General features: G+C 72.1%; 22 protein-coding genes. 12 read left to right on the top strand and 10 right to left on the bottom strand.

Features of this window, described 5'->3' with window-relative positions; genetic code table 11:
* Positions 1-69: 69 nt before the first annotated feature.
* The 9 genes from rpsO (at position 70) to HCU62_RS08240 (ending at position 10,564) form a co-directional block, all read left to right on the top strand.
* On the top strand, positions 70-339 hold the full coding sequence (gene rpsO, locus HCU62_RS08200) for a 30S ribosomal protein S15 (protein WP_163298060.1): 270 nt from the start codon (positions 70-72) through the stop codon (positions 337-339).
* A gap of 89 nt (positions 340-428) precedes the next feature.
* The gene (pnp, locus tag HCU62_RS08205; protein ID WP_163298061.1) at positions 429-2,525 is read left to right on the top strand and encodes a polyribonucleotide nucleotidyltransferase; all 2,097 of its coding nucleotides are present in this window, start codon (positions 429-431) and stop codon (positions 2,523-2,525) included.
* Positions 2,522-3,790, top strand: a complete 1,269-nt coding sequence (locus tag HCU62_RS12865; RefSeq protein ID WP_163298062.1) for a M16 family metallopeptidase — start codon at positions 2,522-2,524, stop codon at positions 3,788-3,790. The genes pnp and HCU62_RS12865 overlap by 4 nt, the downstream gene beginning before the upstream one ends.
* A 5-nt stretch (positions 3,791-3,795) precedes the next feature.
* Positions 3,796-4,254: a dUTP diphosphatase gene (gene dut / locus HCU62_RS08215; RefSeq protein WP_163298063.1), complete on the top strand. Its 459-nt coding sequence runs from the start codon at positions 3,796-3,798 to the stop codon at positions 4,252-4,254.
* A gap of 22 nt (positions 4,255-4,276) precedes the next feature.
* The gene (locus HCU62_RS08220) at positions 4,277-5,089 is read left to right on the top strand and encodes a DUF3786 domain-containing protein (protein ID WP_163298064.1); all 813 of its coding nucleotides are present in this window, start codon (positions 4,277-4,279) and stop codon (positions 5,087-5,089) included.
* Positions 5,090-5,192: 103 nt separating this feature from the next.
* The gene (locus tag HCU62_RS08225; protein ID WP_163298065.1) at positions 5,193-5,516 is read left to right on the top strand and encodes a DUF1129 domain-containing protein; all 324 of its coding nucleotides are present in this window, start codon (positions 5,193-5,195) and stop codon (positions 5,514-5,516) included.
* Positions 5,517-6,109: 593 nt separating this feature from the next.
* Positions 6,110-6,787, top strand: a complete 678-nt coding sequence (locus HCU62_RS08230; protein ID WP_309474768.1) for an endonuclease III domain-containing protein — start codon at positions 6,110-6,112, stop codon at positions 6,785-6,787.
* 66 nt (positions 6,788-6,853) lie between these two features.
* Positions 6,854-8,521 (top strand): MinD/ParA family protein, encoded by a 1,668-nt coding sequence (locus tag HCU62_RS12680; protein WP_163298067.1) that lies wholly within the window; start codon positions 6,854-6,856, stop codon positions 8,519-8,521.
* A 39-nt stretch (positions 8,522-8,560) separates the two neighbouring features.
* Positions 8,561-10,564 carry a CHASE2 domain-containing protein gene (locus tag HCU62_RS08240; protein WP_163298068.1) on the top strand — a complete coding sequence of 668 codons (2,004 nt, stop codon included), beginning with the start codon at positions 8,561-8,563 and terminating at the stop codon, positions 10,562-10,564.
* On the opposite strand, the gene HCU62_RS08245 is transcribed toward HCU62_RS08240, so the two are convergent.
* Genes HCU62_RS08245 through HCU62_RS08270 form a run of 6 tightly spaced genes read right to left on the bottom strand, consistent with a single transcriptional unit; the run spans position 10,483 to position 17,800 of the window.
* Positions 10,483-10,890 carry a tetratricopeptide repeat protein gene (locus HCU62_RS08245; protein ID WP_163298069.1) on the bottom strand — a complete coding sequence of 136 codons (408 nt, stop codon included), beginning with the start codon at positions 10,888-10,890 and terminating at the stop codon, positions 10,483-10,485. The genes HCU62_RS08240 and HCU62_RS08245 overlap by 82 nt on opposite strands.
* Before the next feature lies 1 nt (position 10,891).
* Positions 10,892-13,375, bottom strand: a complete 2,484-nt coding sequence (locus HCU62_RS08250) for a tetratricopeptide repeat protein (protein WP_163298070.1) — start codon at positions 13,373-13,375, stop codon at positions 10,892-10,894.
* Positions 13,356-15,401: a CsgG/HfaB family protein gene (locus tag HCU62_RS08255; protein ID WP_163298071.1), complete on the bottom strand. Its 2,046-nt coding sequence runs from the start codon at positions 15,399-15,401 to the stop codon at positions 13,356-13,358. The genes HCU62_RS08250 and HCU62_RS08255 overlap by 20 nt, the downstream gene beginning before the upstream one ends.
* Positions 15,402-15,448: 47 nt before the next feature.
* Positions 15,449-16,507, bottom strand: coding sequence for an AI-2E family transporter (locus tag HCU62_RS08260; RefSeq protein WP_163298072.1), 1,059 nt, complete (start codon positions 16,505-16,507; stop codon positions 15,449-15,451).
* A 14-nt stretch (positions 16,508-16,521) separates the two neighbouring features.
* On the bottom strand, positions 16,522-17,013 hold the full coding sequence (locus tag HCU62_RS08265) for a cyclic nucleotide-binding domain-containing protein (protein ID WP_169755556.1): 492 nt from the start codon (positions 17,011-17,013) through the stop codon (positions 16,522-16,524).
* Between the two features lie 46 nt (positions 17,014-17,059).
* A complete protein-coding gene (locus tag HCU62_RS08270; protein WP_163299323.1) occupies positions 17,060-17,800 on the bottom strand; it encodes an ArsR/SmtB family transcription factor in 741 nt (246 codons plus the stop codon).
* Positions 17,801-18,295: 495 nt separating this feature from the next.
* Between HCU62_RS08270 and HCU62_RS08275 the strand changes: the two genes are divergently transcribed.
* Both HCU62_RS08275 and HCU62_RS08280 read left to right on the top strand, forming a co-directional pair.
* Positions 18,296-18,454: a hypothetical protein gene (locus HCU62_RS08275; RefSeq protein WP_163299324.1), complete on the top strand. Its 159-nt coding sequence runs from the start codon at positions 18,296-18,298 to the stop codon at positions 18,452-18,454.
* A complete protein-coding gene (locus tag HCU62_RS08280) occupies positions 18,451-19,662 on the top strand; it encodes a sulfite exporter TauE/SafE family protein (protein WP_163299325.1) in 1,212 nt (403 codons plus the stop codon). Before HCU62_RS08275 ends, HCU62_RS08280 begins: the two co-directional genes overlap by 4 nt.
* Before the next feature lie 7 nt (positions 19,663-19,669).
* On the opposite strand, the gene HCU62_RS08285 is transcribed toward HCU62_RS08280, so the two are convergent.
* Genes HCU62_RS08285 through HCU62_RS08295 form a run of 3 tightly spaced genes read right to left on the bottom strand, consistent with a single transcriptional unit; the run spans position 19,670 to position 21,085 of the window.
* Positions 19,670-20,116 carry a desulfoferrodoxin family protein gene (locus tag HCU62_RS08285; RefSeq protein ID WP_163299326.1) on the bottom strand — a complete coding sequence of 149 codons (447 nt, stop codon included), beginning with the start codon at positions 20,114-20,116 and terminating at the stop codon, positions 19,670-19,672.
* 59 nt (positions 20,117-20,175) lie between these two features.
* Positions 20,176-20,400 carry a hypothetical protein gene (locus HCU62_RS08290; RefSeq protein WP_163299327.1) on the bottom strand — a complete coding sequence of 75 codons (225 nt, stop codon included), beginning with the start codon at positions 20,398-20,400 and terminating at the stop codon, positions 20,176-20,178.
* A 25-nt stretch (positions 20,401-20,425) separates the two neighbouring features.
* Entirely contained in the window at positions 20,426-21,085 is a 660-nt protein-coding gene (locus tag HCU62_RS08295; RefSeq protein ID WP_163299328.1) for an ankyrin repeat domain-containing protein, read from the bottom strand.
* Between the two features lie 216 nt (positions 21,086-21,301).
* Between HCU62_RS08295 and HCU62_RS08300 the strand changes: the two genes are divergently transcribed.
* The gene (locus HCU62_RS08300) at positions 21,302-24,352 is read left to right on the top strand and encodes a PAS domain-containing protein (RefSeq protein ID WP_169755557.1); all 3,051 of its coding nucleotides are present in this window, start codon (positions 21,302-21,304) and stop codon (positions 24,350-24,352) included.
* A gap of 10 nt (positions 24,353-24,362) precedes the next feature.
* Here the strand turns inward: HCU62_RS08300 and HCU62_RS08305 are convergent, their stop codons facing one another.
* Positions 24,363-25,109: an N-acyl homoserine lactonase family protein gene (locus tag HCU62_RS08305; protein ID WP_163299269.1), complete on the bottom strand. Its 747-nt coding sequence runs from the start codon at positions 25,107-25,109 to the stop codon at positions 24,363-24,365.
* Positions 25,110-25,116 lie beyond the last annotated feature (7 nt).

A 25,116-nucleotide genomic window follows, 5' to 3' on the forward strand; every position in this document is an offset into this window, starting at 1 on the left:
TGCCCCGGCGGGCCGGCCCCGGGACGCCAGGCACACCAGACATCACTGAGAGACAAGGAGGAACAGGCTGTGGTTCTCGACCCCGAACGGAAGAAGGAAATCATCGAGAAATATAAGGTTCACGGGAAGGATACCGGGTCGCCGGAGGTCCAGATCGCCCTCCTGAGCGCCCGGATCCAGTACCTCACGGAGCACTTCAAGCTGCACAAGAAGGACCACGGCTCCCGGCGGGGCCTCCTGAAACTCGTCGGGCAGCGCCGGCGGCTCCTCGACTACCTCAAGGCACGGGACGTCGAGCGCTACCGGAAGATCATCAGCGAACTGGGCATCCGCAAGTAACCCCGACCGCCGAGAACGGCCGGAAGGCACGGCCTGGCGCCGCGCCGACCGCGGGGGGTACTCCGGCCTCGAACGACAGGACAGCGACCATGATCAAGCAAGAGACCCGCATCAACGACATCCCCTTCCGGCTGGAGACGGGCCGGGTGGCCAAGCAGGCCAACGGATCCGTCCTGGCCAGCTACGGCGACACCGTGGTCCTGGTGACCGCCGTCACGTCCGGGCAGGTTCGGGAGGGCATCGACTTCCTCCCCCTGCTGGTGGAATACAAAGAGATGTACTACGCGGCGGGCCGGATCCCCGGCAGCTACTTCCGCCGCGAGATCGGCCGGCCCACCGAGAAGGAGACCACCACCTCCCGGTTCATCGACCGTCCCCTCCGGCCGCGCTTCCCGGCCGGCTACCGCTTCGACACCCAGATCATCGCCACGGTCCTCTCCGTGGACCCCGAGCTCGACCCGGACGTGGTGGCCATCACCGCCGCCTCCGCGGCCCTCACGGTCTCGGACATCCCCTTCGACGGCCCCATCGCCGGCATCCGGGTGGGACGCGTCGACGGCCGTTTCGTGGCCAACCCCTCCGCGAGCCAGCTGGCCCGCTCCGACATGAACATCATCGTGGCGGGCAGCCGGGACGCCATCGTCATGGTGGAAGGCGGGGCCGCGGTGCTGCCCGAGCGGGACGTCCAGGCGGCCATCACCTTCGGCCACCAGGCCCTCCAGCCCCTGCTGGACATGCAGGACGCCCTCCGGGAGCAAGCCGGCCGGCCCAAGCTCTCCGTCCCGGAACCCGTGGTGGACGAGGAACTGGCGGCGAAGGTCCGGGAACTGGCCGAGGCCGAGCTCCGTTCCCTCGTCCAGGTCGCCGACAAGATGGCCCGGGGCGAGGCCAAGCAACGCCTCAAGGCCGACGTCCTGGAACGGCTCCAGGAGGCCTACCCCGACCGGGAACGGGAGATCTCCGGTCTCTTCAAGGACCTCGAAAAGGAGATCATGCGGGATCTCATCGTCCGGGAGAAGCGGCGCATCGACGGCCGCTCCTTCACCGAGGTCCGGCCCATCACCTGCTCCGTCGGAGAACTGCCCCGCACCCACGGTTCCGCCCTCTTCACCCGCGGGGAGACGCAGGCCATGGTGGTGGCCACCCTGGGAAGCGCCGAGGACGAGCAGCGGATCGAGACCCTGAGCGGCCAGGCCTTCAAGCACTTCATGCTCCACTACAACTTTCCCCCCTACTGCGTGGGGGAGGTGCGGCCCATGCGGGGGCCCTCCCGGCGGGACATCGGGCACGGCGCCCTGGCCGAGCGGGCGCTGTCGGCGGTGGTGCCGCCGGCGGATGAGTTCCAGTACACCATCCGGATCGTCTCGGAGGTCCTGGAATCCAACGGCTCCTCCTCCATGGCCACTGTCTGCGGCGGCACCCTGGCCATGATGGACGCGGGCATCCCCATCCGCGACATGGTGGCCGGCGTGGCCATGGGGCTCATCAAGGAGGGGGACGATTTCATCATCCTCACCGACATCCTGGGCGACGAGGACCACCTCGGCGACATGGACTTCAAGGTGGCCGGCACCCGGGAAGGCATCACGGCCCTCCAGATGGACATCAAGGTCTCGGGGATCGACGAGGCCGTGCTCGAGAAGGCGCTGGCCCAGGCGCGGGAGGCCCGCCTCCACATCCTCGACAAGATGGCCGCCGTCATCGACAAGCCCCGGGCCCAGCTGTCCGAGTACGCCCCGAAGATCACCACCATCCAGATCAACCCCGACCGCATCCGGGACCTCATCGGCCCGGGCGGGAAGACCATCCGCGCCCTCACGGCGGAGTGCGGGGTCAAGATCGACGTGGAGGACTCCGGCCAGGTCAACATCTTCGCCCCCAACGGGGAGGTCGCCCGCCGGGCCGTGGAACGCGTCAAGGAGCTCACCGCCGAGGCGGAGGTGGGACGCGTCTACACCGGAACGGTGAAGAAGATTATGGACTTCGGCGCCTTCGTGGAGATCCTGCCCGGCACCGACGGGCTGGTCCACATCTCCCAGCTCGCCCGGGAACGGGTCAACGCCGTCTCCGACGTCCTCAAGGAGGGCGACACCGTGGAGGTCAAGGTGCTGGAGATCGACAAACAGGGCCGCATCCGGCTCAGCCGGAAGGCGGTGCTGGAGGAGAAGGGCAAGGGCCGGCGGTGAGCGAATTCCGAAAGGCCATCCTTCCCAACGGCATCCGGGTGCTCACCGAGCACGTGCCCGGCCTCCGGTCGGTCTCGGTGGGCGTCTGGGTCACCATGGGCGCACGGGACGAAGACCCCGCCCACCACGGGATCTCCCACTTCATCGAGCACATGATCTTCAAGGGGACCCAGTCCCGGAGCGCCCTGGAAATCGCCAAGGCATTCGACAGCGTGGGCGGCCACACCAACGCCTTCACCTCCCGGGAGACCACCTGTTTCCACGTCCGGGTCCTCGACGAGCACCTCGCCTTCGTCCTGGAGCTCCTGACCGACATCTTCCTCAATTCCCGTTTCGACCCCCTGGAGGTGGAGCGGGAGCGGGGGGTCATCCTCCAGGAGATCCACATGGTGGAGGACACCCCGGACGACCTGGTCTTCGATCTCTTCGGCCGGCACTTCTGGGGCGACAACGGCCTTGGCCGTTCCATCCTGGGGAGCCCGGAATCGGTGACCCGCTTCGACTCCGAGCGGCTCCGCGCCTACACCCGGGAGGCCTACACGGCCCCCAGGGTGCTGGTGACCGCCGCCGGCAGCGTCCGGCACGAGGCGCTGGTCGAGGCCATCGCCCCCGCCTTCACCGCCGTCCCGGTCCAGGGCCGGCCCTCGGCCCGGCAACCGGCCCTCCCGGGAACCGGGGCGGCCCTCCACGAGAAGGACCTCGAGCAGGTCCACCTGGTCCTGGGGTGCCGGGGACCGGCCGCCGCCGACCCCCGCCGCCACGCGGCGCTCCTCCTCAACGTCATGCTGGGGGGGTCCATGAGCTCGCGGCTCTTCCAGGAGATCCGGGAGAAGCGGGGCCTGGCCTACTCCGTCTACTCCTTCCTCTCTCCCTACGAAGACGCCGGGCTGCTGGGCATGTACGCCGGGGTGGCCCCGGGGAAGGCCGCCGAGGTCGCCGCCCTGGCGGCCGGGGAACTGGAACGGCTCGCCTCCGGGGGGGTGACGGACCGCGAGCTGGACGAGGCCAAGAGCCACCTGCGCGGCAACCTCTTTCTCGCCATGGAAAACACCGATACCCGGATGACCCGCCTGGCACGAAACGAGATCCACTTCGGAAGGTTCATCCCCCCGGAAGAGGCCCTTGGCACCCTGGAGGCGGTGGAACCCGCCGAGGTCCAGGAGCTGGCGGCCTGGTGCCGGGAAGGGGGCCTGGCCGTGGCGGCGCTGGGGCCCATCGGGGAACCGGACGCCCGGGCCCTGGAGGCCCTGGCGGTGGGCGCCTGAGGACCATGCCGGCGGCTCCCGTCTCCGTTCGGGTCACCCGGCTGCCCCATGCCCGGGATCTCCCGCTGCCGAGGTACATGACGGCCCAGGCGGCCGGCATGGACCTCGCCGCCGCCGTGGAGGCCCCCGTCCGGATCGAGCCCGGCGGGCTCGCCCTCGTCCCCACCGGGATCGCCGTGGCGCTGCCGCCGGGCTACGAGTTCCAGATCCGCCCCCGGAGCGGCCTCGCCATCCGCCGAGGCGTCACCGTGGTGAACGCCCCCGGCACCATCGACGCCGACTACCGGGGCGAGATCAAGGTGGGCCTCGTCAACCTGGGTCCGGCGCCCGTGGAGATCCGCCGGGGGGACCGGATCGCCCAGATGGTGCTGGCGCCCGCCCCCAGAGCGGCCTGGCGGGAGGTGGCGGAGCTGCCCCCCACCGAACGCGGCGACGGGGGCTTCGGGCATACCGGGACGTCCTGATCGCCCCGGGAGGAACACCGCGGTGGCCACCACCGTCCTCGACATCGTCCGCCTCACACCGAAGACCAACTGCGGCCAATGCGGGTATCCCACCTGCATGGCCTTCGCGGCGGCCGTGGTGACGGGCCGGGCCGGGCGCGGCGCCTGCCCGCACCTCCCGGAAGACCCCTCCGCCCCGGAAGCGGCCGGCGCCGACGACCCCGACACCGCCCTGGCCCGGGATCTGCGCCGCCGGACCGCCGGCCTGGACCTCGCGGCCCTGGCCCCGGTGGTGGGGGCCCGGTACGACGAGGAGGCCGGGACCCCCTGGCTGGTCCTCCCCTACCTCGGCCGCCGGATCCGGGTGGGCCCCGCCGGGGCCGCCGCCGACGACGGCCGCGAGCTCGACCCGCGGGACCAGATCCTGCTCCACAACTACCTCTTCTTCTGCCGCACCGGAGAGGTCGAGGGCCGCTGGATCGGCCTGGAATCCCTTCCCAATTCCATCTCCAAGGTGACCACCCTCCGCCGGGCCGCGGAGGAGCGGCTGGCCGGCGCCTTCGCCGGGCGCCCGGGCGACCTCGCCGAGGCGGCGTCACGGCTGGGCGGAACGGTCCCCCCGGCCTGCGAGGCGGACCTCTGCATCGAGATCCCGGTCCTGCCGCGGGTCCCCCTCCGGCTCCAGTTCTGGGACGCGGACCCGGAGGACGGCTTTCCGGCCCGGGTCAAGGTCCTCTTCGACGGCGCCGTGGACCGGGTCCTGGACCTGGAATCCACGGTCTTCGCCGCGGAACGCACCGCAGAGGCCCTGCTCGACCTCGACCCCGCGGAAAGCGCCGGCCGGCGGACCTCATGAACCGACCGCCATGCGCCGATAAAGGCGGAAGGAGGCGAGATGCCGGCGCCGCGCCCCCGCCGGACCCCGGGGCCGCCGGCGCCGCGCCCCAAGGAGGCCCGGTATGAACATCGCATGGGACCAGATCCTCGAAAATCTCACCACCGACGCCATCCTCCAGCGCGTGGGCGAGGTGGACCCGCTCTCTCTCCTCAACAATCCCTACATGGTGGTGGGGGCCCTGGTGCTCCTGGGGGCGCTGGCCTTCCTCCAGATGTTCCGGACCCTGGCGGTCATCGTCGGGGGCTACGTCCTCTGGTACGCCGTGGTCTACACCCTGCCCCACGGAGAGCTGGAGGGCCAGCTGGGGAACCTCGCCTCCTTCATAGGTATCTGCGCCGCCGTGATGGCCGTCTGGGTCTACGTCTTCTTCATCCGGGAAGGATGATCGGCGTCGCAAAAACGGTTTTGGCTCCCCATAATCCGAATTCGTACGGAGTAGGGTGAGAATTTGATGCCTCAGTGGGGGCCTGGGGCCGCCGTCGCCTGCGGCGGGCGTTACTTTCCTTTGCGTGCCCGAAGAAAAGTAACCAAAAGAAAGGGCAGTCCACTGTGGCGCCCCGCCCCGTCCCGCCAACGTTGTTGGCGGGACGGGGCGGGGTTCCCTCGGCACCACAGAGGGCGGGAGGCAGAGCTGGGCCGGGAGTCAATCCATTTTTCCGGGGGCATGGAGCGGTGAGTCTGGTCCCCCGGTGGGGATGTCCCCGTAAAAGGCCCTCTGCACGGATGGCCCGGCGTCAATTAAAGTTCCGGCATCGGCACGGATGACGGCCTCGTAAAAAGTCCTCTGAATGGATGGCCAACAAAAATCGCCAAATGCAAGGCGCGAGGATGTCGAGGAATGAGGCGTACTTGGGTACGCCGCAATGATGAGAACATCCGAAGGAACGAGGCGTCGCCGGAGGCTGCGAGGAGCCGAGGGGCTTGAATTCCGCTTGGCGACTCTCGCGACGCCATCATACGAGTGCAGAAATGAGACCCGTGTCCGCACAATCAGAGGATGCCCCACCGGGCCCCGGCCTCGCCGCCCGGCTCGATCGATTCTACCACCAGCTCTACCGGCACTTCGGCCCCCAGGGCTGGTGGCCCGGCCAGACCCCCCTGGAGATCTGCGTGGGCGCCATCCTCACCCAGAACACCAACTGGCGGAACGTGGAACGGGCCATCGCCGCCCTCGCGGCCCGGGGGCTCATCACCTCCGTCGAGGCCCTGGAACGGGTGCCGGAGCCGGAACTGGCCGAGCTCATCCGTCCCGCCGGGTACTTCAACGTGAAGGCCCGCCGTCTCAAGGACTTCCTGCGCTTCGTGCGGGAGGGCTTCGGCGGCGACCTCGGGGCCATGCTGGCCGAGGCCCTGGAAACGATTCGCCCGAGGCTCTTGGCGGTCCGGGGCATCGGACCGGAGACCGCGGACAGCATCCTGCTCTACGCCGGGAGCCATGCCACCTTCGTGGTGGACGCCTACACCCGGCGCATCCTCGGGCGCCACGGCATCGCCCCCGGGGCGGGCTACGAGACGGTCCGGGAACTCTTCATGTCGCACCTGCCGCGGGACGCCGCCCTCTACAACGAGTACCACGCCCTGCTGGTGGCCCTGGGCAAGCATCGCTGCCGCCCGCGGCAGCCCCGGTGCGGCGGATGTCCCCTGGAGGGGCTCTAGGCGCTCCGTCGGCCCTTTGCCGCGGAGGCCGCATGAGGTATAGAGGATGAAAGAGGTGGCCAGCCGATGAGCATCGAAAACGAACGCCCCCGAAAGACCCCCCACCTCCAGGCGGTCCGTCCCCTTCGCCCCGAGGGGGAGCGCCCCCGGGCCGACCCTGTCCGGGCACGGGTCCTCGCCGTCACCAGTGGCAAGGGCGGGGTCGGCAAGACCAACGTCTGCGCCAACCTGGCCATCTCCCTGGCCCGGTCCGGGGCGAAGGTCTGCCTTTTGGACGCCGATACCGGCCTGGCCAACGTCAACATCCTCTTCGGGCTGGAACCCGCCCGCACCCTCGAAGACTTCTTCAAGGGGGAAGAGCAGCTGGAGGCCCTCCTCCTGGAGGGACCGGAAGGGGTCCGCATCCTGCCCGCGGCCTCCGGCATCGAGGCACTGGCGGATCTCTCCCCCGAGATGACCGCCCGCCTCCTCCAGGGCCTCCAGGAGCTCGAGGAACGCTTCGACTACCTCCTGGTGGACACCGCCGCCGGGATCGCCGAATCCGTCCTCTCCTTCATCCTCTCCGCGCCGGAGACCCTACTGGTGGTCACCCCGGAGCCCACGTCCCTCACCGATGCCTACTCCCTGGTGAAGGTCCTCAAGAGACACGGCTACGCGGGCCGCCTCTACGTCCTGGTGAACCAGGTCCTCACCCGGGAGGACGGGCTCAAGATCTTCTCCCGGTTCAACGACGCCACCAAGAGCTACCTCCACCTCGAGATGCACTACCTCGGCCACGTCCTGAAGGACAGCGCCCTCGCCTCGGCGGTCCTCGGCCAGCGCCCGCTCCTGCTCCACGACCCGAAGGCCGCCGCCAGCCGGTGCATCGAGGCCCTGGCCGAGAAGCTCCGGAATCACCCGCCCCGGGAGGTCAAGGGATTCGCCGAGTTCTGGAAGCGGCGGAGCCGGCCGGAGACCCGGCCGGCCGCGGCGCCCTCGCCGTCGCCGCCCGCCACGGAGGCACGCCCCCCGAAAGGGCCGGCCGTGGTGCTGAAGACGCCCGCCGAGATCCGGGAGAGGGAGGCCGCCGGGCCGGACCTGGCGGAACTGGGCCGGGGGCTCCGGCGCTGCCTCGCATCGGGCCGGGCCCACCCGGACGCCGCCCGGGACCTCCTCCTGGATCTCCAATCCACCTACGAGGCCCGCTTCCAGCGCCGCCTCCACGACCCTCGGGCCATCCTCCTCGAACTGCTCGAGGACGCGGAGCTGGCGGCCGATACCCTGAAGGACCTCCACCGGGCCGTGGAAACGGCCCACCGGAAACGCTTCGAGCGGCCCATCCAGGAACCCCGAGAGGCCCTCTTCCGGCTCCTCAACGAGGAAGAAATCTCGGAGTCCGAGATGCTCTTTCTCTTTCGGACCCTCCAGCAGAGCTACCAGCGGCGGTTCGGCCACTCTCCGCTGGACCTTCGCGGGGCCCTGGATACAGGTCTTCGGGCGCCCGGCGTGGAAGCGGAAGACTTCCAGGAGGCCCTGGCCCTCCTCCAGGAGATCCACGCGGAACGGTTCGGGCGTCCCCTCCTCCCCGGCCGGTTCCTCCCGGAGGAGGAACTGGCGGAGCTGGCCGGCGAGCTCGAGGCCCAGCAGGACATCCTCGACCGCCTGGCCGGCCGCCTCTCCGACGCCGGGAGCGTGCTGCGGCGCCGGGCCGACGCCCTCCGCCGCCTGGCCGACGCCACCGGGGACGAAGACTAGCCCCCGGCCGGGCCGGGCCGCCCACCGGGAGAGCACCCGATGCCCAGACGGGAGCCGCCCTTCGACGCGCCGGAACCCCGGCACCGGAAGGGGCGGCGGACGTCCCTCCTCCTGGGGGCGGCCATCACCCTGGCCACCGCGCTCCTGATGTGCGCCCGGCCGGCCGTCTTCGAGCTCTTCGAGCGCAAGTCCCTGGATCTCCGGGCCCAGTTCCGGGGCGAGGCGGCGCCGCCCGGCAACGTCACCATCATCGCCATCGACGACGCGAGCCTCCGCCGGCTCGGCCGCTTTCCGTGGCCGCGGCGCCGGTTCGCCCGGCTCCTGGACGTCCTCGCCCCTCTCAAGCCGCGCCTCGTGGTCCTCGACCTCATCTTCTCGGAGCCGGAGGCCGACGACCCCCTCCTGGCCGAGGCCATGGCCCGGTCGGGCAACGTCCTGCTCGCCGCCTACTTCACCTTCGGGGGCCCGAAGGGCCCCGATCCGCCTCCCCGCTCCTCCCTCCGGACCGCCGCCGTCCCGGTGGCAGGCGGAGTGGCGCCGCCGGAGGCCGATTCCGTCACCCTCCCGGTCCCCCTCCTGGGACGCAACGCCCTGGCCGTCGGGCACATCAACCTCTTCCCGGACCCGGACGGCGTGGTCCGGTGGGAGCCGCTCCTGGTGGGCTACCGGGGCCGGGCCTACGCGAGCCTGAGTCTTGCGGCGGCGGCCCGGGCGCTCGAACTCCGCGGCACCGACGTCACCGCGTCGGGCGGCCGCCTCCACCTCGGCCCGGACCGCCGGATCCCGCTGGATCCCTTCGGCCGCACCCTCCTCCACTACTACGGGGGCGCCGGGTGCTTCCCCACCCTGAGTTTCGCCGACGTGCTCGATGGGCGCTTCGACCCCGGCCTCGTCCGCGGCCGCATCGTCCTGGTGGGGGCCACCGCCGTCGGGGTCTACGACCTCCGGGTCACGCCCTTTTCCCCCAACATGCCGGGGGTGGAGAAACACGCCCACGTCATCTCGTCCCTCCTGGAGGGACGGGTCCTGCGCCGGGCCTCCTTCGCGGTCAACCTGTGGATCCTCCTGGCCACGGGCCTCTTCTTTTCGTGGGCGGCGGCGCGTTCCCGGGCGGCGGGCGCCACGGCCGTGGCCCTCGGGGGGCTGGCGGCCCTCCTCGTCTCGGCGGCGGTCCTCTATTCCCGGCTCGGGCTCTGGGTCAACGTGATCTACCCCGGCTCCAACGTGGTGGCCGTCCTCATCGCCGTGCTCGCCTACAAGTTCGCGGTGGAGGACCGATTCGCGCGCCGGATCCGCCGGATCTTCTCCGCCTACGTCACGGAACGGGTGGTCAACGAGCTCATCCGGTCGCCGGAGATGGTGAAGCTGGGCGGCCTCCGGCGCGAGATCACCATCCTCTTCTGCGATCTCCGCGACTTCACGCCCTTTTCCGAGGCCCACTCGCCAGAGGAGGTGGTGCGGCGGCTCAACGAGTTCCTCACCGCCATGTCGGAGATCGTCCTGGCCTGGGACGGCACCCTGGACAAGTTCGTGGGGGACCAGATCGTGGCCTTCTGGAACGCGCCGCTGCCCCAGCCGGACCATGCCGTCCGGGCCGTGGCCTGCGCCCTCGAGATGGAACGGCGCCTGGAAGACCTCCAGGCCGGGTGGCGGGCGGCTGGAAAAGAGCCCCTCCGCATGGGCATCGGCCTCAACACCGGGGAGGCCCTGGTGGGCAACATCGGCGCCGAGGGAAAGAAGATGGAGTACACGGCCATCGGGGACACGGTGAACCTCGGGGCCCGGGTGGAGGGACTGACGCGGTGGTTCGACGTGCCCGTCCTGGTGACACGGTCCACCGCCGAGGCCGTGGCGCCCCGCCTGGGCCGCCCCCCCTTGGAAGGGGTGCGGTTCGAGTCACTGGGCGAGGCCACCGTGAAGGGGCGCCGCCGCCCCGTGGAGGTCTTCCGTCCGATCCGGGATCAGGAACCGGCCCCGCCCTCCGGGGCCGGCAACGCGGCCAAGAGCTCCTCCGCCTCCCCGGAGAGGGCCGAGGAGGGATAGGCCTCGAGAAAGGCCTGGAGGGCCTTTCGGGCCTCGGCGGTCTGCCCCTTCTCGGCCAAAGACACGGCCTTTTCGAAGGCCGCCAGCTCCGCCTTCGTCACTTCGCGCTTGCCGGCCCAGTAGAGGTCGGCCGTCTCCCTGTCCTCGTCGCCCCGGACCCCTCCCACCGCAGTGGTCTTGTGAACGGGGTCCTGGACCTTGAGCTCCGTCACCTTCTTCTTGATGCGGGCCAGGACCTCGGCGAGATCCGCCGCCGGGGCCGGAAAGGCCCACCCGAGGAACAACCCCACCGCCAGGAACCAGGCCAGTCCACGCATCTTCATCATCCTATCCCTCCTTCTCCGCGGCGGCCCCGGGCCGCTGCCGTTCCAGCCGCCGCCGGGCCTTCTCGGCGTTCTTCCGGTAGAAGGGGACCCCGGGCCGGGCGGTCACCGCCGCCTGGTAACACCGGAGGGCCTCCCCGTAGCGCCCCTTGAGGAAGTAGACGTTGCCGAGGTCGTTCAGGAATTCCGGGGTCCGGACGCCCGCGGCCCGGAAGGCGTCCGCCAGGGCCAGGGCGTCGTCCAGGAGGCCGTCTCGGGCCAGGACGTAGAGGGCCTCCTCGGGGGCGACCATGCCGCCCCGCATCCCCTGGAGCAAGCGCGCATTCCGATCCTTCCCCAGGCGGTCGAAGACGGCGGCCAGTTTCGCCGGAAAGCCGGCCGGAAGCGCCGTCGCGACGCGGCACGGCGGCAGCGTCGGCGGCTTGTAGGCACGCCAGGCCCGGGCCACGTCCACCACCCGGAGGCGGCGGCCCGCCCGCCGGCGGCGTCCGGCGGCGGCCGCCCAGGACCCTGTGAAGTCCTCCCCGAGGCGGGTCAGCTCCACCGGCACCCAGGCCGTCCCCCCCCGGGCCAGGACGGCGCCGGGATCGATACCGTACCGGGCCAACTCCGCCATGGCGATGCCGGTGTCGAAGGCGGCCATCACGTGGTCACCGAGATCCAGCACCGCGGTCCGGATGCCGAGGCTCTCGAGCAGCGAGGCGTAGAGGACCACGAGGTCGTCGCAGTCCCCCGCCTTCCGGGCCAGGGTGTCCCGGGCGTACTGGACGTAATCCACGCCGCCCCGGGCCCCGGCCTTCGCGTAGGGGTTGTTGGGATCCGCCTGGTAGGTGACACCGAGGGCGCGAAGGGCCTCGAAGGCGGCGGCGGCGAGGGTGACCCGGCGGCTCACCACGGGGGCCTTCACCGCGTGGAGCACGGCCCGGGAAAAGTCCATGACGGGCGGATCCTTGGGGGTGACGAAGATGGCGATCTTCCGGCGGTCGTCCCAGGTGAGGGCATGGCGCTCGTAGACCCGGAGCGGCACCGTGACCTCGGCGCTCCGTGGTGCGCCCCCCAGGCGGTAGCGGGCCTCCACCCGGGCCTGGAGCGGGGTGTTCTCGGTGAGTTCCAGCAGCCGTCCGTTGAAGACCGCCCGCAGGGCCACCGAGGCGTTGGCGGAGGCCGGAAGGCGGTCGACCCGGGTCTCGGACGGGAAGTCCATGAACGCCTTGACCCGGAGGGAGACGTCGAGGTCCTCGATATCGCCCCCGGTGTGGTTCACCAGGCGGAGAAAGACGAAGGGGGCCTCGGCGTAGTGCTTGGCGTTGTTGGCGAAGACCGGGAGCACCCGTTCCACCCGGACCTCCACGGGCCCCCGGGTGGCGCGGGCGTGGGCCTCGGCCTTGAGGCGCCGGCGGACGGGATCGGCGGCAAGGCGGACGCCCGCCCGGGTGACGGCGGCCTCGAGGTCGGCCCCCAGGTTCTCCAGGGCGGCCCCCAGCGCCAGCTCCGCGCCGGACCGCTCGCCGGAATCGTAGACTGTTTTGGCCCGGCGGAGTTCGAAGACGTCCTGCCCGGTGTAGACGTCCGCCCCCCGGATCTCCAGCACGCCCTCCACCACCTTGAGGTCGTCGCTCAGCCGGCTGGGCTCGGCGTCCACCCGCTCGGTGACGAAGAGGAGCATGTCGAGCCCCTTCTGGGCGGCCTCCCGGCCGTAGCGGCCGTCCTCGCAGGAACCCTCCCCGAGGAGTTCCACCTTGTGCCCGGCCGCCTCGAGCCGCTTCACCACGGGACCCACGGTCAGGGCATCCCGGCTGCAGCCCACCACCCCCACGGCGAAACGGGTGGCGGCGTTCCCGGTGACGCCGAAGACCCGGGCCCGCGAGACGATCTCCGGGGTATCGAGCACCACGGCCACCACGGCCTCGCGCCACCGGCCCACGTCGCGGGCGGCCGCCACCGTCGAGAAGGAGATCAGGACGTCCCGGCGGTCCCGGAGGTACTCGCGGAAGAGCGAGGCCGCCTCTCCCCCCGCCTCCGAACCGGAGAGGATGGAATCCACGTAGCGGTTGAGGGCGAGAATCTCGGCGCGGACCTTGAGGTCCGCCTCGGCCACGGGGCGGTCCGGCGCCGCCGGGACGCGCACCGCCACGAACCGGATGAGCCGCCCGGAGAGGACGGGCAGGAGCCGCCGGAGCCCTTCGGAGATCCGACCCGCGTCGTCGCCGGCCGGATGTGCCGCCCCGGCCGCCGCGCGGAGCAGGACCCGGAAGTCGGCGGTCTCCCGGAGGCGGACCGGGTCCGCCAGCTCGTCCAGGGCGGCAAGGGCCCCTTCCAGGTCGCCCTTGGCCGCCAAGGCCGCCGCCCGGTAGCCCGGGTCGGGGTCACCGCCCGGCCCAGGCGGGCACGGCCCGGACGGCCCGGGCCCGGCCCAGGCCGCCGCCGCGCACAGCACGAAGACCAGGGCCCAGCGGAGGAGCGCCTTTCTAGAAACCAGCCAGGACATCCAGGTGCTCCCGGATCTTCGCCGTCACGGCGGCCGGATCCCGCCCCTTCCGCGCCATGATGGCCCGGGCGTCGGCATAGCGTTCCAGGGCGGCCCGGCGGTCGCCCGCCTCGTCCCGAGCCGCCGCCTCGGCGAGGTAGCGTGCGTCGGCGCCGCGGAAGCCGCCCGCCACCTGCCGGGCCAGCTTCTCCACCACCTCCTCCTGGGCCTCCCGCAGCAGTTCCATGTCCGGGGGCAGGTCCGCGAGCTTGACCGGGAGCTTGAACGCCCCGATCTCCACGCCCTCGTGGGCGTCGTCCTCGGCGGTCCGGCTCGCCTCCAGCACCTCGGACCGCAGGACGTCCCCGGAACGGGCATCTACCACGCGGTAACTCACGCTGGCGGTCCCGACCTTCCGGTAGTGGGTCTGCCGGTACCGGACGTCTTCGTAGGTGGGGCGCCGGATCACCGGCGGCACCTTCGGATCCCGCGTCTTCCCGGGGACGTAGGCGGGGTTGGGGACCGATTCCGTCCCGGTCTGGACCCGGATGGTCCGGGCGGTCTCCTGGCGGGAGGTCTCCACCCGGTAGTCCACCACCTCACCCAAGAGGAGGTAGTCCGCGCTGGTGAATCGGAAGCCGGCGGAGGGATCCTGCCGCCGGGTGTCCCGGCCGGCGGTCCGGGCCAGCTCGTATTCCTTGAGGAGGAGGTCCAGGGAGGCCCGTTCCACCACCCGGAGGTCCGCGTCCAGGTCGCGGTGGAGGCGGCGGAGGAGCTCGGCGGTGAATATCCCCCCCACCTCGGGGGCGGCGGCCGGCCCCTTGAAGGCCGTGACCGCGAGGCACTTGCGCGCCCTGGCCGCCACCGCGGCCTCGGCCGCGCGCCGAAGCTGCGCCGCCTGGGGGTAGCCCGGCTCGAGCTCGAGCACCAGGTCATAGCCCAGGAGGGCCGCCCCCGGGAAGCCCTTTCGAGCCGCGGCCTGCGCCTTCGAGAAGAGCCGGTCGGCCAGGGCCCGGACGGCCTTCTTCGGCACCGCCACCTGGCCCCGCCGGGCATCCGGGAGCGCCGCCAGGAACCCGGAGCCTTGCTCGAAGGCCTCCACGGCCTCCACCAGGTGCTCCTGCTCCAGGAACGAGGCCCCGTTCCGGAAGTGGAAGGCCGCCGCCTCGGCCAGCAGAGCCGAGAGGCGTTCGGCGACGTCCGCCGGGGCATCCGGGTAGGCGGCCGCGCGGCGCAGGGCGGCCACGGCCTCGTCGTAGGCGTAGGCGGCCCGGGCGGCGGCGGCCCGCTCGAGGTAGGCCTCGGCATTGTCCCCGGCCTCGATCTTGCGCCGGAGGCCCTCGGCCCCCGGGTCCCCCGGCCGGATCGCCAGCCAGCGGTCGAGGCAGCGGCGGGCGGTCTTCCAGTCTTCCCGGCCGGCGGCCGCATCCGCCTCGGCCGCCAGCGCCGCCACGGCCCGGTCCGCCAATTCCCGCGACCTGGGCCCCACGGTGCCCGGGTCGAGCGCCTTGGCCCCCTCCAACGCCTTCAGGGCGCCCTCCCAGTCACCGCCGGCGGACAGGTCTTCCGCCTTGGCCAGGGTGGCGTTCACGGCGGACGAGGTGGCACCCCGAGCCGCCTCGATGGCTCCCTTCACCTCGCCGAGCCCCGGGGCGTCGGGATCGACGGCCTCGAGCCCCGCCACCCGGGCGGCGAGCTCGTCCAACACGGAGAGGGGCACCGGCCGGCCGGCCTCGCGGAACTCGGCCAGCCTTGTCCGGACGGGACCGAGCCGGGCCTGGGCGAGCCGCCCGCGCACCCGGGCGAGATCCGTGCAGCTCCGGCCGCGGCCGCGGCTTCGGCGGCAGAGGTCCTTCAGGATCTGGAGGGCCTCGGCGTCGCGTCCCGCGGCCGAGAGGGCCGCCGCCCGGCGGGCCTGCTCCCGGACGCCGGCGGGGGCGCAGGCGACGGCGACGAGCAGCAGGAGAAGGCACCACGCCCATGGGCACCGCCGGCCGCCGGAACCCGGGCGGATGGGACGGCCGGGAGGTAACGGAGACTGCATCATGTCAGCGGGTCCTCTCTCTGGATGGGCTGCCTCGCTCCACCGGGGGATTATACCACATGCCGCCCCGCCGGGGCGGGGGCGGGACCACCGCCGAATCCCTCGAGGAGCCCCTCGAACAGGATCTTGGCGGTGAACAACAGGGGCACGGCCACCACCATGCCGGCGAGGCCGAAGAAAGACCCCACGAGCACGATGCCCACCACCACCGTCACCGGGTGGAGGTCCGCCACGCCGGCGATGAAGGCCGGGATCACCACGGCGCTGTCCAGGGCCTGGGCCCCGAGCACGACCCCGACGATGCCCGCCAGGAGGGGGTAGTCCGGGTGGGGCGCCGACAGCACGAACACCGCGGGGAACGCGGCCGCCAGTAGCGGCCCCAGGTACGGGACCACGTTCAGGATCCCGGCCAGGGTCCCGAAGAACACCGCCATGTCCAGCCCCACCAGCAGGAAGCCCGCGCTGGCCACCAGGGCCATGACCGTGCACTGGACGAGGACCCCGCGGACGTAGCGCTGGAGCCGGCGGGCCACCCGGGCGTAGATGTGCCAGCCGAGCTCGAAGGCCCGGTTGGGCAAGAGACCCAGGAGACGGCTGCGGAGGCGGCGCAGGTCGCGGAGCAGAAAGAACAGGAGAAGGGGGGCGAGGAGGAGGGTCCGGACCAGCTGGAGGGCCGCGGCCCGGGCCAGGCCGGCGACGCGTTCCCAGGAGGCGTCGAGGGAGGCGGCGCCGTGGCCGAGGACTCCCGGCGGAAGATCCACGCCCGCCACGGCCCGGAGCCACCCCCGGAGCCCCGCCACGGCGGCGGCCACGGACCGCCAGACCTCCGGCAGCCGTTCCTCGAGCCGGACCATCTGGCCCGCCAGGTGCGGCAGGGCCAGCACCAGCACCCCCGCGGCCCCGGCCAGGGCCAGGACCAGGACCAGCCCGATGGCGGCCTCGCGGGACAGCCCCGTCCGGGTGAAAGAATCCACCACGGGATCCAGGACGGCGAAGCCCAGCAGGGCGATGAAGATCGGGAGCAGGACGGGCCGGAACACCACCACCAGGGCCGCGGCGGCCGCCGCCAGCCCCGCGAAGGCGACCGCCGCCCGGGTCCACGCAGGCAACCGTCCGCCGGACATCAGGCCCCCAGCCGGGCGTTGGCCACGCGCAGGCGTTCCGCCAGCACGGCGGCGAGGTTGGTGACGAAGCGCGCCCCGAGCCGGGGGGCCCGGTCGATCCATTCCTCGAGGTCCACCCGGAGGAAGAAGGCCGCCCGGGTCGGCGCCGTGGAGACCGCGTCGGCGGTGCGGCGCTCCTCCCGGACCAAGGCGACCTCGCCGAAGAAGTCGCCCCCCCGGAGCTCGGCCACCCGCGCCGCCCCCACGCGGATCTCCACCCGCCCCTCCAGGACGAGGACCGCACCGGCGCCGACGTCCCCGGCCCGAAAGACCACCTCGTCCTCCTCGAAGGACCTCGGGTGCATGTCCCGAGCGAGACGAAGGACCTCCCGCCGGGGAATCCCCTCGAACAGGGGCGTGGCCGCCCACAGGCCCGCCACCTCCTCGGCCCACGGGGGTCGGCGGCGGAAGAGGTTGTGCCAGACGGGTGAAGGCGCGGCGGGCGGCGTCATGGGGGCGCTCCTTCCGAGCGCCGCGGCCCGGGAAGACCCGCGGCGCTCACTCTCCTTCTTTTCGGCCGGCCGCCGCCGTTTCTCCACTTCCGGCATCCGCCGCCCGGCCGGACTCCCCGCGGTCACCGCCCCGGGCCACGGGAAGCCCGGCCAGGCGCCACTCCGGGAATCCCTCGGCGAAGCGGCGCGCCGCCACGCCGCCCCGCCGGAGCCGGTCCACCGCCTCGTAGGAGAGGACGCAGTAGGGACCGCGGCAGTAGGCCACCACCTCGCGCCCGGGCGGAAGCCGGTGGAGAAGGCCGTCGATCTCCCGAAGGGGCACGTTGAGGGCCCCGGGGATGTGGCCGGCCTCGAACTCCTCCCGGGGCCGGACGTCGATCAGGGTCACCTCGCCCTCCCGCAGCCGGTGGAGAAGCTCGGCCGCGGACACCGGCTCGAGGCCGTCCAGGGCCGACAAGTACCGGTCCACCAGTTCCTGGACCTCGTCGAGTCGGCGCCGCGCCAGCCGGCGCACGACGTCCACCAGCTCGATGACGGCCTCGTCGGCCACCCGGTAGAAGACCTGGGAGCCCTCCCGCCGGCACGCCGCCAGGCCGGCGCGGCGGAGCACCTGGAGGTGGCGCGAGGTGTTGGCCACGGAGAGGCCGGCCAGCCGCGCCAGGGCCTCCACGGGGCGCTCCCCCTGGGCGAGAAAGTCGAGCAGCTCGAGGCGGCTGGCGTGGCCGAGGGCCTTCCCCACCCGGGCGAACTGCTCGAAGAGGAGACGGCGGACATCGGCGCTTGACATGGAATCTCTGGATGCCATAGAATCTGATTATTCAACAAAAACGTTGAACATCTTGCCGGGAGAGGAGCGCCGGCCCACAAAAAAATGATGGCATCGCAGCAAAAAGTCGCAGGCTGCTGCATTGTTTCGGATGCGCGTCATTGCGGCGTACCCGGCCACACCTCATTCCTCGACATTCTCGCGCCCTGTATGTGGCGATTTTTGCCGAGCCTCCACCCAGAAGACTTTTTACGAGGCCATCAGAAAGGCCGCCGATCGGATGGCTCAGCGAGCATCGCCAAGGACGAGGCGTCGACGGGGTACGCCGCAGCGGCTGCGATGGGAAGCACCGCCGCCAAGCGTCCCGCTTGGTGATTGCCGCGGCGCCATCATACCATGAAGCTCCGCCTCTACCTCAACCACCCCCCGGGCCGCCGCTGACGGGACATCCGGGCCGCGGCCGCGGCCCTCGAGGCACGCTACCCCCTGGAGATCGAGATCGTCCGCCGGCCCGACGTGGACCCGGACCGGCTGCCGGAGCTTCCCGCCTTCCCCGCCGTGGAGATCGACGGCGAGGTGGTCTTCGAACGCCAGGCCGTGACCGAGGCGGCCCTGGAGGCCGCCGTCCGAAAACGCCTGCCGCATCCTTCCAACCCGCCTGGAGGCCGCCCATGATCCATCCCGACGAGGCGAGGTTCTGGACCGCCGTCTTCGCCGTGCTGCTCATCCTCACGGCCGCGGACATGGCCCCCTTCCCGGCCGGCGCCGCGGGGCCGGACCGGCCCGCGACCGCCGCCGGCGCCTACGGCCTTTCCGGAAAGATCGGCGCGGCCCTGGCACAGACCCCCACCGGGACGGGCCCCGGCCGCATCGACCCCCGGGCGCCCCGGGGCTTCGCGGGCATCCCCGGGGCCCCCCGCATCGACTACGCCGCCGCCTTCCTCTGGGCGGTCTGGGTGGGCTGGATCTTCTCCACCGTGGGAGCCTTCGGCGGGATCATGGCCGGGGTCGGCCACCTCACCATATTCGGCCTGGGAGCCTACGCAGCCGCCTTCAAGGGCACCAACCCCACGCTGAACGCCCTCCTCACCGACAGCATCCGGGCCTCGAACCAGGTCCTCGTGGCCGCCGCGGCCCTGATCTCCACCTGGAACTTCCTCCGGATGCGGCGCATCGTGGTCCCCCTGGGCCTCGCCCTGGGCCTCGGCAGCGTGACGGGGGCGGTCCTCATCCCGTGGCTCACCGCGGGGCGCGTGCACCTCCGGGAGTACGTCGGCTACTTCGGCCTGGCCGTCCTGGTGATCGGCGGGTTCCTCTTCTACGGGACCACGGCCCGTGGACGGCGCCGGTCGGCCAAGGCACGGGAGGCCGCCGAGGCCTTCCGCCGGTCCGCCCGGGCGGGGACGGAGGCCGAGGCCGCCTCCGGGGTGCGCCTGGAACGGTTCTCTCCCACCCGGGTGGAGTTCCGGTTCTCGGGGGTCCCCTTCGGCTTCAACCCTCTCCTCGCCGCGGCGGGCGGGCTGGTCATCGCCGGCCTGTCGGCCTTTCTCGGGATCGGGGGCGGTTTTCTCTACGTCCCCTTCATGACCGGGGTGGTGGGGCTCCCCATGTTCATCGTGGCGGGGACCTCGGCCCTGGCGGTGCTGCTCAGCATGGTGGTCAGCCTCTTCACCTACGTGGTGGTGAAGGGGACCTTCCTGAGCTGGAGCCTCGTCGGGGCGGAGACCGCAGGCGTCATCGCCGGGGCCATGATCGGGCCGCGGACGCAGAAATACATCCCCGACCTCTGGCTGAAGCGGATCTTCGTGGTGCTCGCCCTCTACGTGGGACTCCGGTACTTCAGCAAGGGCTTCTTCGGGCAGAGCTGGCTGCCGCCCTACTGAGCCGGCCTCAGGCCGCCGCCACCTCCACCGGCTCGCCGATCCAGGTACCGTGGAGGTTGCAGTGCTCCACCGCTTCGAGCCGGGCAGGGCGATCGATCCGGATCCGGAAGCGGGCCTCGGGGGCGGCCACGCCGCCCACCGGGTAGGTCACCCGTCCCACCTCGGCCCCGTCCACCCGGAGGGCGATCCAGGTGATCCAGTGCTTGGCGGCCGAGGGATGGGTCACCCGGTATCCCACCCGCACCTTCACGTCGAACCAGTCCCCCGCCTTGACACGGGCGGGGGCCTCAATGCCCGGGACGTGCTTCTGTTCGAGGACCGACGGACTGTGGGGGTCCGAGAGACGGCGGAGGCCTTCCACGGCCTCCGGCGGCGCCCCCGCACCGGCCCGCCCGGCACCGGCGGCCGCCAAGACGGCCGCGGCGGTTCCCACGAGAAATTCCCTGCGCTTCATGATCGGACCCGTCCTTTCCGCGGCCCCCTTCGCGGGGCACCGCGATCCCGGCCGGGGGTTCAACGCCCCGGCGCCGGGTTGGTCAATTCCCTGCCCTTCTCCCGCAAGACCTCGCCCCCCTTCTCGAGGATCGCGCCGCCGGTCTGCTTGAGCCGTTTCTCCAGCGGCTGGCGGGCGAAGGGATTGCGGAAGAGGGGCTCGTCCCGGCCGAGGTTGACCCCCATCCAGAGACCGAACAAAAGGCCGACGACCAGGCCGGCCAGGAAGATCTTGAGCCGCTTCATGCCGTTGCCTCCGGCAGCCCGGGTCCTACCGGACCTCGATCTTCACGCCGCAGACGTCCCCGTCCGGCGAGGGGGTGAAGCCCACCTCGAACATCCGGGGCGTTCCGCACATCTTGACCAGCCAGACCTCGCGCCAGGCGTCCCCCTCGGACGCCGGGCCGACGGGTTTCGCCTGTACTGGCGTCACCTCCGCGCACCCCCCCGCCCGGCGGAGGAGCGCCACCACCCGGTACCGGAGGAAAAGGTTCGCCCGGCTCCCGGGAAAGCGGAGAAGCGCCACCTCTGCCGCGTCGTCGCCGCCCTCCCCTGCGATGGCCGGGACGGTCGGCGCGGCGACGCCCCCCGCCGCCGGCGGGGTCGGGTCGGCCGCCTCGGCGGGCGACGAAGCCGGCGCCGCCTCCTTCGGGGCCGCCGCGGATGGGGCCGGGCGCACGTCCCGGGCCCCGGCCTCGCGCAGGAGTCGCGCGATGTCGTGGTAGCCCTCCCGCTCGGCGATCATGAGGGCCGACCAACCGGACCGGTACCGGGCGTTGGGATCGGCCCCCTCGGAAAGCAGCCGGGCCACCGTGGGGGTGTCCCCCGTCTCCACGGCGGCGAGGAGCTGGCGGCGGGGGGTCTGGGCGGCGCAGGCGGCGAGGAGCAGGAAGACCCCCAGGGCCGCGGCGAAGCCGATACGATGCACCATCTGTGAGACCTCCGCTTCGGGCCGGGCGGCGGAAACACCGCGCGGGCCCGGTGTTGGCCCCATGATGCCCCGGATGGAACGCAATGGCAAGGTCCGCCGGAGCTGGCCCGGGAACCGGGGACAGAAAATGGCCGGTAAAGCGGCCTTTCCGCTTGCCAGTGCGGGAGATTCCGCATAATAATGGCTCCAGCGTATCAGCTCCCGCACACCCGTCCCATGCTGAATCCCACCGGCCACCACCTCCGCCGCTTCGTCCTCTTCATGCTGGCGGGCGCCCTGGCCGTACTCGCCGCCGCCTGGGTCACCAGCCTGGTCCGTCTCCAGCGGGCCCACCTGCTGGCATCCGCCCGGCGGGCCCTGGGGAACGTGGTGGAATTCTGGCCCCACGAGTACCGGGACCAGGCCCGGCTCCTCGAGGCCTACCTGGGCGAGATCCAAAGCGACCCGGCCCTGGCCGCGGCCTTCCGCTCCGGCGACCGGGCCCGCCTCCTCGCCGCCGCCCGCCCCCGCTTCCGGCAGATGCGGCGCCGTTCCGGGGTCACCCACTTCTACTTCATCCGCCCGGACGGGACCTGCTTCCTCCGGGTCCACAAGCCCGACCGGAACGGGGACCGGATCGACCGCTTCACCCTCCGCCAGGCCATGGAGACCGGCGCCGTGGCCGCCGGGGTGGAACTCGGCCCCCTGGGCACCCTGACCCTCCGGGTGGTGGCCCCCTGGCGCACGGGCACGCGTCTCATCGGCTTCGTGGAGCTCGGGACGGAGGCCCAGTACCTCGCCGAGGCCCTCCACCGGGCCCTGGGCGTGGACCTCATCTTCACCGTGGACAAGTCGCTGCTCCGGAAGGCGGACTGGGCGGCCGGCATGCGCATGCTGGGCCACCCGGCGGACTGGGACCGTTTCCGGGAGGCGGCGATGGTGGGCGGGACCCTGGCCGCCCTCCCGGCCGCGCTCCCGGACATCGAGTCCCTCCCGTTTCTGGACGGGCAGGCGGAACCCGCCATAGTGGAGGCCGGCGGCCGCACCGTGGCCGCGGGCCTCCTCCCCCTCCAGGACGCCCGCCACCGGGAGATCGGGACCCTCTTGGTCCTCAAGGACGTCTCCTTCGAGGTGGCCCAGATCCGCCGCCACCTCGTGGTCTTCGGCGCCATCACCGCCGGGGTGGGGACGCTGCTCCTCGCCGTGTTCTTCGTCCTCGGCGGCCGGATCGAGCAGCGCCTGCGGAACGCCTGGCTCGCCCTCCAGGAGGAAAACGAGGCCCGCCGCCGGGCCGAGGCGGAGCTCCGCCGCCACCGGGACCGCCTGGAGGAGATGGTCGCCCGGCGGACCCGGGACCTCGAGGCGGCCAACGGGCAGCTGCGGCGGGCGGAGGCCGACGCCCGAGACGCCCACGCCGAGCTGGCGCAGGTCTTCGAGGCCACCGGGAACGGGATCCGGGTGATCGGCCGGGACTGCCGCGTCGTCCGGGTGAACCGGGCCTTTCTCCGGATCGCCGGGGGGGCGGCCGGGGACTGGGTGGGCCGCCCCTGCCGGGAGCACCTCCCGTGCCCGGACTGCGGCGCGCGGCGCTGCTGCCTCCAGGAGGGACCGGCGGCGGTGCGGACCGGGGACTTCGAGATGGAGGTCCCCCGGGCGGGGGGTGAGCGCGCCTACTGCGTGGTGGCCACCACCCCCCTCCACGACGCCGAGGGGCGGCTTGTGGGCGTGGTCCAGTCCTTCCACGACATCACCCACCGCCGCCGGGCCGAGGAGGAGATCCGGCGGGCCAAGGAGGAATGGGACCGGACCTTCGACGCCATCGGGGACGTGGTGACCCTGCACGACCCCGAGATGCGCCTCCTCCGCGTCAACCGCGCGGCCTGCGACCTCTTCGGCGCCACCCCGGAGGACCTCGTCGGCCGCCACTGTCACGAGATCTTCCGGGGCGCCCCCGAACCCTGCCCGGGCTGCCCCGTGGCGGCGGCCCTGGCAAACCACTCGCCCCACGCCGTGGAGATCACCCACCCCAACCTCGGCAAGGTCTTCCTCGTCACGGCCTCCCCGGTCATGGACCCGGAGGGCCGGCTCTCCCAGGTGGTGCACATCGCCCGGGACGTGACCCGGATCAAGAAGATGGAGGCCGAACTCCGCCAGGCCCAGAAGATGGAGGCGGTGGGCATCCTCTCCGGGGGCGTGGCCCACGACTTCAACAACATCCTCACCGGGATCGGGGGCTACACCGACCTCTGCCTCGCCGCCCAGGCCGCGGACTCGCCCCTGCGCCACCACCTGGAACAGATCCTCGCCCTGGTCCGGCGGGGGGCGGACCTCACCCGCCAGCTCCTGGCCTTCAGCCGGAAGCAGCCCCTGGACCGCCGCCCCCTCGACCTCAACCGGGTCGTCTCGGACGTGGCCCGGATGCTCGCCCGCGTCCTCGGGGACGACGTCCGCCTGGAGGTGACGACGGCCCCCGGCCTTTCCCCCGTGATGGGGGACCGGGCCCAGCTGGAGCAGGTCCTGGTGAACATGGCGGTGAACGCCCGGGACGCCATGCCCGAGGGCGGCACCCTCACCATCGCCACCGGCGCCCGCCGGATCGCGCCCGGGGACGACGTCCCCCGGAAACTCCCCCCGGGCGACTACGTGGAGCTCGTGGTCCGGGACACCGGCGTCGGCATGGACGAGGCGGTGCTGGAGCAGATCTTCGAACCCTTCTTCACCACGAAGGACGTGGGCAAGGGAACGGGCCTCGGCCTGGCCACGGCTTACGGGATCGTCGAACAGCACGGGGGCACCATCACGGTGGAGAGCGCCCCCGGCCGGGGGACCACCTTCCGCGTCTACCTCCCGGCCGGGGGGGACGTCCCCGGCGCCGAGGAGGCGGCGGCCGGGCCCGGCGCGGAGCCCCCCCGGGGGTCGGGCACCATCCTCCTCGTGGAGGACGAGCCGGCGATCCGGCAGATGTTCGTCTCGGCCCTCCAGGGCTTCGGCTACACCGTGCTCCCGGCGGCCGACCCGGACGAGGCGGAGGACCTCCTCCGGCGGCACCGCGATGCGGTGGACCTCCTCGTGACGGACATCAAGATGCCGGGGCGGAACGGGATCGAACTTCACCGGGCCCTCGGCCGGGAGCGGCCCGGGCTCAAGGTGATCTTCATGTCGGGCTACGCCGACGCCGCGCTCCTCGACGAGGCCTTTCCGGCGGACGCCCGCCCGCCCTTCCTCCCCAAGCCCTTCCCGCCCTCGGAGCTGGCCCGGGTCATCCGGGAGGTCCTCGCCGGCGGCTAGGCGGCCGCCTTCAGGGCAGGGTCTCCACCGACGCGAAGGCGGGCTCGTGGAGCGGCACGAGGATGTCCGCCATGTCCCTCACCCGCCGGACGATGTCGTAGGCCTCGTAGACGTTGACGTGGGTCCCCGGCGGGATCACCTCCATCTCCATGGCCGTCACGCGCTTGGGCGGGAAGAAGTTTTCGCGGATCACGCAGAAGCCGGTGATGGCCGCCGTTCCGGAGGGGGTCTCCACGAAGACGGTCATCCCGCCCTCCGTGTGGGCCGGCGTGTGGACCATCCGGATGCCCGGGAGCACCTCCGTGTCCTCGGCCAGCGGCCGGATCTGCCCGTTGGCCTCCACGTCGAGGATGTAGTCCTCGAGGTAGCGGAAGTCCAGGGGGTGCGGGTCGTGGGCCCGGGCCAGCTCCCGCTCGTGGACGTAGAAGACGGCGTTTTCGCACTTGAAGTCGTTTTCGCAGTGGTCGTTGTGGAGGTGGGTGTGGATGACCACGTCGATGTCCCCGGGCGCCAGGCCGAACCGGGCCAGCCCCTCCTCGAAGGTGTGGATCCTGCCCCCGATGGCCCGCTCGCGGTCCTCGGAGACGATGGGGCTCAGTTCCCCCGTGTCCACCAGGATCCGCCGGTCGCCGCCCTCGAGGTACCAGGCGTAGATGGGGATGGTGTAGGGGGTGCCGTAGTCGTGCTGGTAGGTCATCATGCCCTTGTCGAAGATCTTCGTACCCAGGACGATGGGATGGATGCGGTAGGTGGCCATGGGAATG

The sequence above is a fragment of the Dissulfurirhabdus thermomarina genome (genome assembly GCF_012979235.1).
Taxonomy (GTDB): domain Bacteria; phylum Desulfobacterota; class Dissulfuribacteria; order Dissulfuribacterales; family Dissulfurirhabdaceae; genus Dissulfurirhabdus; species Dissulfurirhabdus thermomarina.